Here is a 14,122-nt window from a genome sequence, read left to right as displayed (position 1 = left end):
GAGGAAGAAAAAACAGCTCCTCTTGGAATATTTCATATTTAAAACTCCTTTAATGAATAAAGGAGTTTTTTGATTTTTTATAACAATAATTACCTTTAATTGTTATAATTGGTTATTGGGAGAGGGTGGTTTATTAACGCCATAATCATAGAAGAATAATAGCTAAATCGTATACAAAACCGCTATATAACACAATAGCAACCGTAAGTTGACAAAGTGCAACCGCAGGAAGATAGAGGTAAGAGCAATGTTTACATACAATTTAGTTAAGAAAACGAAGGGGGACACACATATGGGATTTGGTGAGAAGCTTTTTAAATTAAGAAAAGAAAAGGGTCTTTCTCAAGAAGCATTAGCCGAGAAATTAAACACAACAAGGCAAGCGGTTAGTAAATGGGAAAACGGTCAAGGTTTTCCTGAAACTGAAAAGTTAATAATGATTGGAAATGTATTTGAAGTATCACTTGACTATTTATTAAAAGAAACTGCTGAGCAAAGTAACGAAAAGGAAAATGGTTATTATGTAAGTAAGGAAATGGCAGAAGGGTATATAGTGTATGGACAAAAAATTTCTAAATATATTGCATTAGGATTTAGCTTGCTTATTTTATCTACAATACCGTACTTATTATTTAAAGAAAATGCAACAATGTCTACGTTTCTTGTCATTATCATTGCAGTGCTTGGGATCGGAGCAATGATGGCACCTGTAACGATAGAAGAGAGTCGATACAATGTATTGAAAAAGGAAGAACTACTATTTGATCAAAACTTTCTAAAAGAATTGACAAAAAGATATGCGATTATTAAGAAGAAGTATGCCGCAGTGATGATTGTTGGATTTTGTTTTATTGCCGCAGGCGCAATACCGTTTTTGTTTGAGGAAAAGCATATCACTTCAGGAGAATTAGTGCAGTATTATCCGTACTGTGTTGTACTTATTGCTATTGGAGTTTATCTTTTTGTTCGTGTTATAGGAGTGTGGGAGATGTATCGAATTTTAGTAGAAAATAAAGAATATAGCAATCGTATTATTTTCAAACTAAAAAAGAAAGTGAGAGAAAAAGTGGATAATTTTTAATAGGAGCAAACATACTTTTATGAAAAGTTAAGATAGGAGTGAAATGATGTCAAACATTCTAGAAATTAAAAATTTAAGTAAATCATTTGGAAACAAAATTGTTTTAAAAGATGTTACATTCAATGTGCCATCAGGGTCAATAGTGGGATTCATTGGTGACAATGGGGCAGGTAAATCAACAACATTTAAAACAGTACTAGAATTAATTTCTAAAGATAGTGGTACAGTGAAAATATTTGGTGAAGAAAATATAAATAAAGATGCCAAGAATAAGGGGAAGATTGGAGTCGTATTTGATGCTATGAATCTCCCGGCTCATCTTACAATAAAACAACTAAATAAGGTTTTTGAAAAGATGTTTGAATCTTGGGACAGAGAAAGTTTTTACCGATTAGTTCATTCTTTCTCTTTACCTACTAATCAAACAGTAGGTAGGTTTTCCCGTGGAATGTCGATGAAACTATCTATAGCTGTTGCATTGTCGCATAATGCCAAATTATTAATCCTAGATGAAGCGACGGGAGGTCTTGATCCTTCATCTAGGGAGGAGGTATTAGAGGAATTAAAAAGTTTTGTGAATAAAAGTAACGGTGGTATATTACTTTCTTCACATATTATGAGTGATGTAGAAAAAATAGCTAGTCACCTTATTGTGATAAAAGATGGAGAAATTTTATTGAATGAAGAAAAGGATAAAGTTTTGGACAATTATGCCATTGTAGATGTTGATGAGGAACAACTAACTTTAATCAACAAAGATATAGTTGTGGTGAAAAGGAATAATGGTTCTTATTTCAATGTACTTGTATCAGATGTGCATAAACTACCAAATGGGATTGCTCATAGAACCATTTCACTAGAAGAAATAAGTGTTTTATTAACAAGGAGTGAAAAATAAATGAAAGGTTTATTATTGACAAACTACTATCTAGTGTATCGAACTTTCTTTATGTTCATGGGAATGGCGATATTAGGATCGGGATTTGTTTTTTATTTTGGTAATGCTTCAATGTACCGTTTAATTGCTACATTCATTATCTTATTTGCTGCGATTCCTGCACTTGAAGTTATTAAGTATGAGAGTAAGTCGGGTTATGAAAAATATGTACTTACTTTACCGGTTACTAGAAATAACATTGTACAAAGTCACTACCTTTTCTATTTTTTAGTTGTAATTATTGGTACTTTATTATCGTATGGCATATTTTATGTACATGGTTTAGTATCAGATACACCAATTGATGATGATATATTTAAGAGTGTTTCTTTAGGGACGTTCATCATTCTTAATGCCGGAGCAATAGCCTATCCACTTCTCTATGTTTTTGGAGCAGAAAAATCTGATGCTATTACAATTGGAGGCGCATGCGGGGGGCTTGTTACTTATTTTGGATTACAAAGTGTTATTGGTTATCTAATAGAACAATTTCCAATATCAAATTTAAATTCATCTGTATACGTTTCAATGCTATATACAATATTTGGTGTTATCATATATATCTTTTCTTTTGTTATTTCGGTATTTATATATCGTAAGAAAGAATTTTAATATGTTTTCACTTGGTATTTTCTGAATTATTTCCAAAGGAATAATTCAGAAAATACAGAAAAATATCGTAATCATTTGTAGAAGTCTGTTATAATAAACGGAAAATGAAAACGTTTTAAAGGGGGACATAACCAATATGATGATGAATGTACCGCTAACAATTAGTTCTATGATGGAAAGAGCAGAGAAACTGTTTTCGAAGAAAGAAATTGTTTCACGGACGCATGATACAGTTACAACGTTAACGTATAAGCAGTTAGGGGAAAGGACGAGAAGACTTTCCAGTGCGTTGAAAAAGCTTGGAATTAAAGAAGGTGAACGTGTAGGAACATTAGCGTGGAACCATCATCGGCATGTGGAAGCGTATTTTGCTATTCCAGGTATTGCTTCTGTTTTGCACACAATTAATATTCGTTTATCTCCTCAACATATTTCATACATTATTCAGCATGCAGAAGATCGAATTTTACTTATTGATGAAGATATCGTACCACTCGTTGAAAGTATTCAATCCGAATTATCAACTGTACAAGCCTACATTGTTATGACTGATAAAGATGAGCTCCCAAAAACTACACTTCAGCCTGTATATCATTATGAGAAACTTTTAGAAGAAGGCAACCCAAATTTCCAATTTGTAAAAGATATTGATGAAAATACACCTGCTGGTATGTGTTATACGTCAGCGACTACAGGAAATCCAAAAGGTGTTGTATATACGCATCGTAGTACTGTATTACACTGTATGGCACTCGGTTTAGCTGATACAGCTGCTTTATCGGAAAGTGATGCAGCAATGGCAATCGTCCCGATGTTTCATGTGAACGCTTGGGGACTTCCTTTTGCGGCTACTTGGTTTGGATCAAAACAAGTTCTTCCTGGACCGATGTTTACTCCGAAAATTTTATTAGAGATGATTCAATCAGAAAAAGTGACGTTAGCTGCGGGTGTGCCGACAATTTGGCTCGGCGTATTACAAGAGTTAGAAAATAATAGTTATGATTTATCTAGTATGACGAGAATACTATGCGGAGGTGCAGCTGCGCCGAAAAGTGTTATTAAAGCATTTGAACAGAAACATAATGTTCCGTTCATACATGCATATGGTATGACTGAAACGAGTCCACTCGTAACACTTGCACGTTTAAAAAGTTATGAAACGGAATTATCGTATGAAGAGCAACTAGAAATTCGCTCCAAACAAGGATATCTTGTACCTGGTGTCGAGATGAAAGTAGTCGGTACAAATGGTGAAGTGAAGTGGGATGGTACTGAGATGGGAGAATTATGTTTACGAGCACCTTGGATCGCTGAAAGCTATTATAACGATGATCGTACTGTCGAAGGTTTTCGCGATGGATGGTTATATACTGGTGATGTTGTTACAGTGGATGAGGAAGGTTGCGTGAAAATTGTTGACCGTACGAAGGATGTTATTAAAAGCGGGGGAGAATGGATTTCTTCGGTCGATCTTGAAAATGCTTTAATGGCACATGATGCTATATTTGAAGCGGCTGTCGTTGCAGTTCCTCACCCTCAGTGGCAAGAGCGACCAATTGCCTGCGTTGTTCAAAAGAAAAATAGTACGGTTACAAAAGAAGAAATATATGAGTTTTTAAAACCACAGTTTGCGAAGTGGTGGTTGCCAGACGATATTGTCTTTATGGAAGAAATACCGAAAACATCTGTTGGGAAGTTTTTAAAACAGGCGCTTCGGAAAGAACTGGAGCATTTGCATAGAGAGAAATAAGTGAACTTCTATTTGTAAACTCTAATACATTAACGGTTGACAAAAGAGGGGTGGAAAGATAATATAATTTTTGTGATATGTTATCTAAAAACAATTTTAAGTTTACAAATAGGAGAAGCAAATATGAATACAAAAAATTTAGTTTTCGTCGCTTTATTTAGTTCTATTATGGGAGTGTTAGGGTTAATACCTCCGATTGCTCTTTCTATTACACCAGTTCCAATTACATTGCAATCACTCGGTGTTATGCTTGCGGGTGGGTTGTTAGGATCACGTTTAGGTGCGTTAAGTCAGCTTATTTTCTTACTTATTGTAGGAGTTGGAGCACCATTACTTGCTGGTGGACGCGGTGGCCTTGGTGTATTTGTTGGACCAAGTGCAGGATATTTACTTGGTTACATCATTGGGGCGTTTGTTATTGGTTATTTAATTGAGCGTTTACGTGAAGTTTCTATTATAAAAGTATTATGTATTAATATAATTGGTGGTATTTTCGTAGTTTATGTATTTGGTATTACTGTACAAGCGTTCTTAATGGATGTTTCTGTATGGGAGACAATGAAAGTGAGTGCTGTGTTTTTACCAGGGGATTGTATAAAAGCAATTATTGCGGCAGTTCTCGTAACAAAATTACATCGTTCATTGAAACATATTATTACGCCCGCTTTAAAGAATGGAAAATATACAAATGCGGGATGATAAAGGGAAGAAACACGTTAATTGCGTGTTTCTTTTTATTATTTTTGTAAAGAAAGGACGTCTCATATGGGGATTACAAAAGAATATAAAAAGCATGCCTCTTTACAACCAAATAAAATAGCGATAAAGGAAAATGATAGAGTTTTAACATATAAAGAGTGGTTCGAATCAGTTTGTAAAGTAGCAAGCTGGTTAAATGAAAAAAAATCGAAGAATAAAACGATAGCAATCCTATTAGAAAATCGTATAGAGTTTTTACAACTATTTTCTGGTGCCGCTATGGCCGGGTGGGTTTGTGTTCCGTTAGATATAAAGTGGAAACAAGATGAGCTCAGAGAAAGAATTGAAATTAGTAATCCGGATATGATTGTGACAGAAACATATAAGGTGAATGATCTATTGGATGAAGAAGGAAGAGTAATTGAAATTGATGAGTGGAAAAGAATGATAGAGAAATATCTTCCTACATATTCCACTGTAGAAAGTGTACAACATGCTCCTTTTTATATGGGATTTACATCAGGATCAACAGGAACAGCAAAAGCATTTTTACGTGCACAACAATCGTGGGTTCATAGTTTTGATTGTAATGTACATGACTTTCATATGAAAAGGGAGGATTCGATTTTAATAGCTGGGACGCTCGTTCATTCTCTTTTCTTATACGGGGCAATAAGTGCATTATATGTAGGACAAAAAGTGCACATTATGAGAAAGTTCTTTCCAAATCAAGTATTAGATAAGTTAGAAACTGAAAATATATCAGTTATGTATACAGTTCCGACAATGCTTGAATCTTTATATAAAGAAAGTAGATTAATAGAAAATAAAGTGAAAATTATTTCGTCAGGAGCGAAATGGGAAGCTGAAGCGAAAGAAAAAATAAAGAATATATTTCCTTATGCGAAAAGATATGAATTTTATGGTGCATCAGAGTTAAGTTTTGTAACAGCACTAGTCGATGCAGAAAGCGAAAGAAGGCCAAATTCAGTAGGAAAACCTTGTCATAATGTGCAAGTTCGAATATGTAATGAAGCAGGCGAAGAAGTACAAAAAGGTGAAATAGGAATTGTTTATGTGAAAAGTGATCAGTTTTTTATGGGATACATAATAGATGGGGTTTTAACACGGGAGTTGAATGCAGAAGGCTGGATGACAGTGCGAGATGTAGGCTATGAAGATGAAGAAGGCTTTATATATATTGTTGGTAGAGAGAAGAATATGATTTTATTTGGAGGAATCAATATTTATCCAGAAGAAATAGAAAGTGTATTACATGAACACCCAGCTGTTGATGAAATAGTTGTAATTGGTGTGAAAGATAGTTACTGGGGTGAAAAGCCCGTCGCGATCGTAAAAGGAAGTGCTACGAAACAACAATTAAAGAGTTTTTGCTTACAGAGATTATCCTCTTTTAAAATACCGAAAGAATGGCATTTTGTAGATGGAATACCTTATACAAATAGTGGGAAAATCGCTCGTATGGAAGCAAAAAGTATGATTGAAAACCGGGAGGAAATATATGAATAGAGCAGTCATTGTAGAGGCGAAAAGAACACCTATTGGTAAGAAGAATGGGATGTTAAAAGAGTATGAAGTTCAGCAATTAACAACGCCGCTTCTTACGTTTTTAAGTAAAGGGATTGAGAGGGAAATAGATGATGTCATATTAGGTAATGTTGTTGGGCCAGGAGGGAATGTTGCGAGACTATCTGCTTTAGAGGCGGGACTTGGCTATCATATTCCTGGTGTAACGATTGATCGGCAATGTGGTGCTGGTTTAGAAGCGATTCGAACTGCGTGTCATCTCATTCAAGGCGGGGCAGGTAAGTGTTATATCGCCGGGGGAGTAGAGAGTACAAGTACGTCACCTTTTCAAAAAAGAGCACGATTTTCACCTGAAACAATTGGTGATCCTGACATGGGAGTAGCGGCTGAATATGTTGCGGAGCGTTATAATATAACGAGAGAAATGCAAGACGAGTATGCTTGTCTTAGTTATAAGCGGACACTGCAAGCGTTAGAAAAAGGATATATACATGATGAAATATTTTCTTTTAATGGATTATTAGATGAATCTATAAAGCCAGAAATGAATTATGAACGAATCATTAAAAGAACAAAGCCCGCATTTTTACAAAATGGAACAGTGACGGCAGGTAATTCATGTGGTGTAAATGATGGGGCATGTGCTGTTCTTGTAATGGAAGAGGGACAAGCCCGAAAGTTAGGTTATAAACCTGTCCTTCGTTTCGTTCGTAGTGCTGTAGTGGGAGTGGATCCCAAGCTTCCAGGGACTGGTCCGATATTTGCGGTGAACAAATTATTAAACGAAATGAATGTAAAAGTAGAGGACATCGATTATTTTGAAATAAATGAAGCATTCGCCTCAAAAGTTGTTGCTTGCGCAAAAGAGTTACAACTTCCGTACGAAAAAGTAAATGTAAATGGTGGAGCAATTGCGCTCGGTCATCCGTACGGTGCATCTGGTGCTATGCTTGTAACACGTTTGTTTTATCAGGCACAAAGAGAGTCTATGAAATATGGAATTGCTACATTAGGAATTGGAGGCGGGATAGGGATTGCGCTATTATTTGAGAAAGTAGAAGACTAGCGAGGTAACTAGTTTTCTACTTTTTGAGGAACATAAATATTGCTACCAGGCTTCGCTTTCATTTCGTTCCAAGCAGCAATCGCATCAGCTTTTGCTTTCCCTTTATTATTTGGATCTTCGAAAAAGTCACGAGTAAAGCGATTGTATTCAAATTGTGTACCGATAGTTGTTTTGTATGTAGGGTCTTTTTTTCGTTCGTTTTCTTCATGCCAAAAAGCTATCGCGTTTTCATATGTTTTTCCAACATTCTCTTTGAAAAATTTTTGAAGAGCTACTGTAAAGCGGAAGTTTGTTCCGATTTTTTCTTTGAAAAAAGCACGAACATCTTCGCTACAGCGGTGATTGTTAGTAATAATCGTTTGAAGAGAAAGGTCTTTATAGGATAGGGAAGCTTTACTCACCTTTTGAACAGAGCTGTTTTTTAATATTTTACCAGTAGTTAAATAATGTGAGATACGCTCGGTTATTTCGATCTTAGAGCCACTAGCTGGCAACCTATTCTCACGACAAAATGTTTGGAGTTCTGCTTTTAACCAATAATAGTTTTGGAAATCTTCAAGTGATATAGACTTTGTTAAAGGTGGACGCATGAATGTAACAACTACTTTCTTCCATAATTTTCTTCAATTATAAAACGTATGTTCTTTTTATGGAAGGGTTAATTTGTAAATATAATGGGAAGAGGAGATTGCATATGGAAAATGTAATGCAAGTTCGTGTTACAGGAATTTTAATTGAAGATGAAAAGGTATTGCTAGTAAAGCAAAAAGTGGCTAATCGAAATTGGTCTTTACCTGGAGGAAGAGCAGAGAATGGCGAAACGTTAGAGGAAGCAATGATTCGAGAAATGAGAGAAGAGACAGGGTTAGAAGTTAACATTCAGAAGCTACTCTATGTTTGTGATAAACCAGATGCTTGCCCGTCTTTATTACATATAACGTTTTTGCTTAAAAGGATTGAAGGTGAAATTATGCTACCTTCTAACGAGTTTGATCATAATCCAATTCATGATGTGCAAATGGTGCCGATTAAAGATTTAAGTCATTATGGTTTTTCGGAAACTTTTATCAATCTTATAAGTGAAGGTTTTGTAAATGCAGGGAGTTATCAAGGTTTGAAACAAAATATAGGTATGTAAATATAGGTATGTAAATATAGGGGAAGGATAGCCGTTCGCTATCCTTCATAACATGTTTTAAACTGCTGACTGTAAAGAAGAAACAAGCTGATTTAAAAATTCATCTCCGCTCATAATTGCTTTCCCGCCACCGCGAGCACTCTTCTTATTTCCGCCACCTTTTCCTTCGATTGTAGGAAGAGCGTCTTTTAAAAGAGCATTCATATCGAGTGATACTGATTTTCCGCAAGCGAGAATACATTGTAGTTTGTCATCATTTTCGATGACGAAATACGTAATTGCATGCTCTTGTTGTTCTGTAATAATAGCGGAAAGCTTTGCGATTTCTTGCATAGAACGATTTGTAAATACTTTAGAAATAAGTATGTCAGCATGAATTTTTATAGGCTGTAGAAGTAGTTCATTTGCCTCTGCAAATAATAATTTTTCATTCATTGTTTGTATTGCTTTTTCGTTTTCTTTTTGAGAAGTAAGCAGTTGCGCCACTTTTGCTGGAATATCAGTTTCGCTACTGTTTAATTGTTTAGAAACATCTTTCATAATTTGTTGCTGTTGTCCCATTAATTTAAGTGTACGCCAACCAGCGATAAACGTTAAGCGTATACCACCTTTATTGCGCTCCCATCCTAGTACTTGAATAGGACCAACTTCACCAGTTCGTTTCGGATGCGTTCCACCACAGCCGTTGTAGTCAAAGTTTTCGATAATAACAACCCGTATATTTTCTGTCATAGTCGGTTCTTTACGAAGGGGCAACGTTTTCGCTTCTTCTAAGTTCATCCACTGGATGCGGATTGGACGGTTTTCAAAAACAATTTTGTTTGCAATTTGTATTGCTTTTTCAACCGTTTCTGCATGAAGATTTTCTGTTTCTAAATCAATTGTTACTGTTTCTTTACCAAGATGGAATCCAATTGTAGGCATGTTAAAATGGTCCCAAAAAGCAGCAGATAAAATGTGCTGAGCTGCATGTTGTTGCATATGATCAAAACGGCGCTCCCAATTGATTTTACCTTCTACGTCTTCTGTATGTAATTGTTCTGCAATGTAGTGACGAATTTCTCCGTTTATCTCTTCTACATTGATTACATTGACATCATTTAATGTACCAGTATCATATGGTTGTCCGCCACCTGTCGGATAAAATGCTGTTTCATTCAAAACAACGTATAAGTTACCGTCTTTATCATAATCTTGCTTTATAATTTTAGTAGTAAAGTCTTGCTTATAAGCGTCAGTGTAATATAATTTGTGCTCCAATTTTCTTTCTCCTCTCGCATTAACTAGTTTCATTGTAATGCAATTGAAATTAGTTTCCTAATATTTCAGAAGAAAGAAACTATTTTTAGAATTTTCTTGCTATAATAAGGGAAAGAAAATGCGGGGGTGGAATAAATATGTTATATGAAAACGGCGTAGATAAACTGCTTAGTTTAAGTAGAAATATTTCCGAATTATATCGAGAATTAAACGAAATGACCCGGATTTTAACGGATTGTAATCGAGAAAGTGTGAAGTTTGATCGATTATATGTAAAAGAGTTACTTTGGAAGAAAGAAGATGTAATAGAGAAATATGACCAGCTACTTGTACAACTTTGTATTAACGAATGCTTTGATCTAAAAAGTGTCATTACAGGGGAATATAAGTATACATATGAAGAAGTAGAAAACATAGTTTTACAATTTAATGAAAAGCATAATGTCGCAATCTTAATTAAAGATGTGTGTAAAGAATTACAGTTCACATATGGAATTGATATGGACATAACGAGAACAACTCGGGTATCAACAGCTCAAGTATAGAAAAAGGAAAAGAAAGCAGATCCTTTGCTTTCTTTTTTTGTGAAAATAGAGAGAGTAGGTTTAACGATGAAGGGGAAGTTACAGCATATTCATCCGCTTGGAATGAGTATTATTTTAGGGACATTGTTTGCTAGGTTTGCAACTTCAATGAGTATCCCTTTTTTAGCGATTTATTTAACGACTGTTAAAGGTGTATCAGCTGGAATGACTGGTGCTATTATCGGAACGAGTGCACTTGTTGGTGTTTTTGCTAGTTTTATCGGAGGGAATTTATCAGATCGATTTGGCCGGAAAACGATTATGCTCTGGTCCATGATCGTTTGGGTTTTTGTGTTTATAGGTTTTTCACTTGCGGATCATGTTTTAAGTTTCTTTTTATTAAACGCTTTAAATGGATTATGTAGGTCGTTTTTTGAGCCAACATCAAGAGCATTATTATCAGATTTAACAAAGCCTGAGTATCGGTTACTCGTCTATAACTTACGATACGGTGCAATAAATGTTGGAGTTGCAATTGGACCAATTGTTGGATTACAGATTGGAAGTGCAAAATCAACAATTCCTTTTTTAGTAGCAGCTGGGGTATATATTCTATATACAGTTATATTAGCGTTCCAATTTAAGAAGTATCCAATGGAAAAAAAGAAAGTGAGTACAGAAAAACCTGTTACAATGCTAAATGCAATACGTATATTGCGAAAAGATATAGTATTTTTAGTTGCTTTAGTCGGTATTATTTTGAGTAATTGCGGTTTTTCACATTTAACGACGACAGTATCTCAATATTTTGCAAATGCACATATATTTGAGGATGGGGTGAAGCTATTCTCATATATGCTCGCTTTAAATGCAATTGTTGTAGTGATTATCCAATACCCTGTTATTCAAATGTGCAAAAAGTATACACCGTTAACATCAATTATGGTTGGGACTTTATTTGTGAGCGGGGGATTATTTGGCTTTGGAATAGTAGAATCTATGCTAGGTGCTGCCGTTTGTACAATTATTTTTACAATTGGAGAAGTCTTAATGTTTTCGATGACGGATGTATTTATTGATGATATTGCTGTTGCGCATCTAAAAGGAACATACTTCGGTGCGATGGGCTTTTCGGGAATTGGAGCAGTAATAGGTCCATGGTTCGGAGGAGTACTTCTCGATTACTACGGGTACCAAAATGGGTTTGCGGTATTTTCAGCACTAGCTATATTTTCAACTGTGGCATTTCCTGTGCTTTTAGTTACAAAAGGTTTATCGAAAAAAAGATATGATAGAAATTCTAATATAGAAATGCATGCGAAATAACATAAGCCCCAGTAACCAACTGGGGCTTAGTTTGAATTATATTAACTCTTAATTTGAAAAAAGAACTTTTTTTTCATGCTTATCAGCAACTTCATTTTTGGAAATATGAATGGCTAAAAATCCGTTTTCTAAGCAGGCTAGCATCTTTTTATAAATGATAGTAGTAGGTAAAGGGATTGTTCGTTGTAAGGAAATGTTTTTATGAAGTATGCATATAGCTAGGCCTGTCTCTAACTTTTTAATGAGTACATTTTGTTCCGTGACATTTTGTACATCTGTTTCCAAAATATATTCTTCTTCGGTTTCGCAAAGATCGATGTGAATTTGATTTGGAAAGCTAAAGTTACTATAAGAATCGGAACAAAATTGATCCATCCATTCTTCGAAACCATCAACATGAAAAAGACAATTCTTCTTTTTCTTGCCCATGTAAGACACCCTCCGTAAAATATCAATTCATATCATGTTATGCATGAATGAAACAGAGGTGAAGAATAAATGATGAAATACAAACATTTTATGTTGAATGTGCACCGTATGTGAATGTTTTTATTACATATCATGATGTGAATGTTTTTTTTGGCGTGAATGGTTACGGTTTTTTACTTTATGAGATCCGCTTAATGGCTCAGGTTGTCCTTGTTTTTCTTTTGATTCACGGTTGTTTTTACCCATTGTATATGACACCTCCTCTTTCTTTTTAGAATGAGAGAAGTTGACGATTTTATACGAGAATGTTTTTAGAAAAAAAGGTAAAGATAAAGGGGACTAACAATTATAGAAAGGGGATTATATAATGCCATATCATAAAGATAAGCAACAAGCCTTTCAAGCGGCACAGCAAGGAGTTACACAAGCAGAAAATGCATTTAATAATATTGTGAAAAATGACCCTAACTACGGTCATGATTTAAAAGAGTTACGTCAAGAGGTTCAGGAAGCATATGAACAAATTCAAAATGCACTAGAGGTAGCTTCAGAAACACAACGTCCACAACTTGAGCAATATGAAAATAATCTCCAAAATATTATGCAGAATGTAGATCGATTAGAAAAGTAAATAAGGTTGTTGTGTATTCGACAACCTTGTTGCTTTCATGAACGTTATGTTAAAACAGAAGATTTTTTTAATCGTTTTTTCTTTATTATGCGCAGTACATATATTTCAAGTGGAAAAAGTGGAAGCGAAAATGTTGCTCAGAAAAGAGCTAGAACCAACCGGTTATGTAACATGGGAAGTACCTAATAATGAAAAAATTATTGCAATTACATTTGATGATGGACCAGATCCAACGTATACACCACAAGTTTTAAATTTATTACGTCAATATAAGGCTGAAGCGACATTTTTTATGATTGGATTTCGAGTTCAGCGTAATCCATACTTAGTAAAGCAAGTTTTAAAAGATGGGCATGAAATTGGAAATCATACGATGAATCATTTGTATGCAAATAACTCATCAGATGAAAAATTGAAAAATGACATTCTGGATGGAAAGAAATATTTTGAAAAATGGGTGAAAGAGCCTTTGCTATTCCGTCCTCCAGGCGGATATATTAACGATGCTGTATTTAAAACAGCTAAAGAAGCCGGTTATCAAACCGTTCTATGGTCGTGGCATCAAGACCCACGTGATTGGGCAAATCCAGGGGTTGAATCCATTGTCAATCATGTAGTGAAAAATGCTAAAAGTGGCGATATTGTATTGTTACATGATGGTGGAAATGATCGTAGTCAAACAGTAGCAGCGCTAGCAAAAATTTTGCCTGAGCTGAAAAAGCAGGGCTATCGATTTGTAACGGTTTCGGAATTACTACGTTATAAACATTAGAAAAAATCCCAAAAGGAAAATAGACCTTTTGGGATTTTTCGTTACTGGTTCTTTTTGCGTTTCTTATTATTTTGTCGCTCTGCAGGAGTTAAATTCTCATTTGCAAATTCTTCGTTATAACCAGCACCTTGTCCTTGTGCGGATGCAGCATTCATTCCTGAAATAGTATGATTTGCTTTTCGTTTACCCATTTTATTTCACCTCTATAACATTTTTTGTATGTTGCATGATGAGCAGTTCATAGTATGTATGAACTGTAAGTAAACTGCTGATACAGCACTTTACTTTATGATAATAGTATTCATAAGGAGCATGAAAGCTATTCAAATTTAGAAACATAAAGAAAACT

At 34.9% G+C, this 14,122-nt stretch carries 17 protein-coding genes; 12 read left to right on the top strand and 5 right to left on the bottom strand.

What is annotated here, in order from left to right:
- The first annotated feature begins 292 nt into the window (after positions 1-292).
- The 7 genes from QCI81_RS05100 to QCI81_RS05070 all read left to right on the top strand — a co-directional run bounded on the left by QCI81_RS05100 (position 293) and on the right by QCI81_RS05070 (position 7,693).
- Entirely contained in the window at positions 293-1,081 is a 789-nt protein-coding gene (locus QCI81_RS05100; protein ID WP_071731638.1) for a helix-turn-helix domain-containing protein, read from the top strand.
- Positions 1,082-1,127: 46 nt separating this feature from the next.
- The gene (locus QCI81_RS05095; protein WP_071731637.1) at positions 1,128-1,979 is read left to right on the top strand and encodes an ABC transporter ATP-binding protein; all 852 of its coding nucleotides are present in this window, start codon (positions 1,128-1,130) and stop codon (positions 1,977-1,979) included.
- A complete protein-coding gene (locus QCI81_RS05090) occupies positions 1,980-2,630 on the top strand; it encodes an ABC-2 transporter permease (RefSeq protein ID WP_065224097.1) in 651 nt (216 codons plus the stop codon).
- 136 nt (positions 2,631-2,766) lie between these two features.
- A complete protein-coding gene (locus QCI81_RS05085; RefSeq protein WP_071731636.1) occupies positions 2,767-4,380 on the top strand; it encodes a long-chain fatty acid--CoA ligase in 1,614 nt (537 codons plus the stop codon).
- A gap of 123 nt (positions 4,381-4,503) precedes the next feature.
- Positions 4,504-5,079 carry a biotin transporter BioY gene (locus tag QCI81_RS05080; RefSeq protein WP_001093334.1) on the top strand — a complete coding sequence of 192 codons (576 nt, stop codon included), beginning with the start codon at positions 4,504-4,506 and terminating at the stop codon, positions 5,077-5,079.
- A gap of 66 nt (positions 5,080-5,145) precedes the next feature.
- Positions 5,146-6,609, top strand: coding sequence for an acyl-CoA synthetase (locus tag QCI81_RS05075; protein ID WP_071731635.1), 1,464 nt, complete (start codon positions 5,146-5,148; stop codon positions 6,607-6,609).
- Entirely contained in the window at positions 6,602-7,693 is a 1,092-nt protein-coding gene (locus QCI81_RS05070; protein ID WP_071731634.1) for an acetyl-CoA C-acyltransferase, read from the top strand. Before QCI81_RS05075 ends, QCI81_RS05070 begins: the two co-directional genes overlap by 8 nt.
- An 8-nt stretch (positions 7,694-7,701) precedes the next feature.
- Here QCI81_RS05070 and QCI81_RS05065 read toward each other — a convergent pair whose 3' ends face one another.
- Complete coding sequence (locus QCI81_RS05065; protein WP_071731633.1) at positions 7,702-8,283, bottom strand: DUF6434 domain-containing protein; 582 nt, start codon at positions 8,281-8,283, stop codon at positions 7,702-7,704.
- Between the two features lie 104 nt (positions 8,284-8,387).
- On the opposite strand from QCI81_RS05065, the gene QCI81_RS05060 reads away from it, so the two are divergent.
- Entirely contained in the window at positions 8,388-8,831 is a 444-nt protein-coding gene (locus QCI81_RS05060) for an NUDIX hydrolase (protein WP_071731632.1), read from the top strand.
- 57 nt (positions 8,832-8,888) lie between these two features.
- Here the strand turns inward: QCI81_RS05060 and QCI81_RS05055 are convergent, their stop codons facing one another.
- Positions 8,889-10,091: an alanyl-tRNA editing protein gene (locus QCI81_RS05055; protein ID WP_186803776.1), complete on the bottom strand. Its 1,203-nt coding sequence runs from the start codon at positions 10,089-10,091 to the stop codon at positions 8,889-8,891.
- 137 nt (positions 10,092-10,228) lie between these two features.
- On the opposite strand from QCI81_RS05055, the gene QCI81_RS05050 reads away from it, so the two are divergent.
- Entirely contained in the window at positions 10,229-10,636 is a 408-nt protein-coding gene (locus QCI81_RS05050) for a hypothetical protein (RefSeq protein ID WP_071731630.1), read from the top strand.
- A 66-nt stretch (positions 10,637-10,702) separates the two neighbouring features.
- On the top strand, positions 10,703-11,941 hold the full coding sequence (locus tag QCI81_RS05045) for an MDR family MFS transporter (protein WP_071731644.1): 1,239 nt from the start codon (positions 10,703-10,705) through the stop codon (positions 11,939-11,941).
- 48 nt (positions 11,942-11,989) lie between these two features.
- Here QCI81_RS05045 and QCI81_RS05040 read toward each other — a convergent pair whose 3' ends face one another.
- Complete coding sequence (locus tag QCI81_RS05040) at positions 11,990-12,370, bottom strand: Hsp20/alpha crystallin family protein (protein ID WP_000516758.1); 381 nt, start codon at positions 12,368-12,370, stop codon at positions 11,990-11,992.
- Between the two features lie 123 nt (positions 12,371-12,493).
- The gene (locus QCI81_RS05035; protein WP_000517654.1) at positions 12,494-12,616 is read right to left on the bottom strand and encodes a small acid-soluble spore protein P; all 123 of its coding nucleotides are present in this window, start codon (positions 12,614-12,616) and stop codon (positions 12,494-12,496) included.
- A gap of 121 nt (positions 12,617-12,737) precedes the next feature.
- Between QCI81_RS05035 and QCI81_RS05030 the strand changes: the two genes are divergently transcribed.
- Positions 12,738-13,001, top strand: a complete 264-nt coding sequence (locus QCI81_RS05030) for a hypothetical protein (RefSeq protein ID WP_023522728.1) — start codon at positions 12,738-12,740, stop codon at positions 12,999-13,001.
- A gap of 46 nt (positions 13,002-13,047) precedes the next feature.
- Complete coding sequence (gene pdaB / locus QCI81_RS05025) at positions 13,048-13,773, top strand: polysaccharide deacetylase family sporulation protein PdaB (RefSeq protein ID WP_109737209.1); 726 nt, start codon at positions 13,048-13,050, stop codon at positions 13,771-13,773.
- A 41-nt stretch (positions 13,774-13,814) separates the two neighbouring features.
- Here the strand turns inward: pdaB and sspO are convergent, their stop codons facing one another.
- Positions 13,815-13,964: an acid-soluble spore protein SspO gene (gene sspO / locus QCI81_RS05020; RefSeq protein WP_000518052.1), complete on the bottom strand. Its 150-nt coding sequence runs from the start codon at positions 13,962-13,964 to the stop codon at positions 13,815-13,817.
- Positions 13,965-14,122: the final 158 nt, after the last annotated feature.

Source organism: Bacillus cereus group sp. MG20, assembly GCF_040459885.1.
GTDB lineage: Bacteria > Bacillota > Bacilli > Bacillales > Bacillaceae_G > Bacillus_A > Bacillus_A cereus.
The sequence above is the reverse complement of the archived record's forward strand: the minus strand, read 5'-3'. Positions and strand labels throughout refer to the sequence as shown.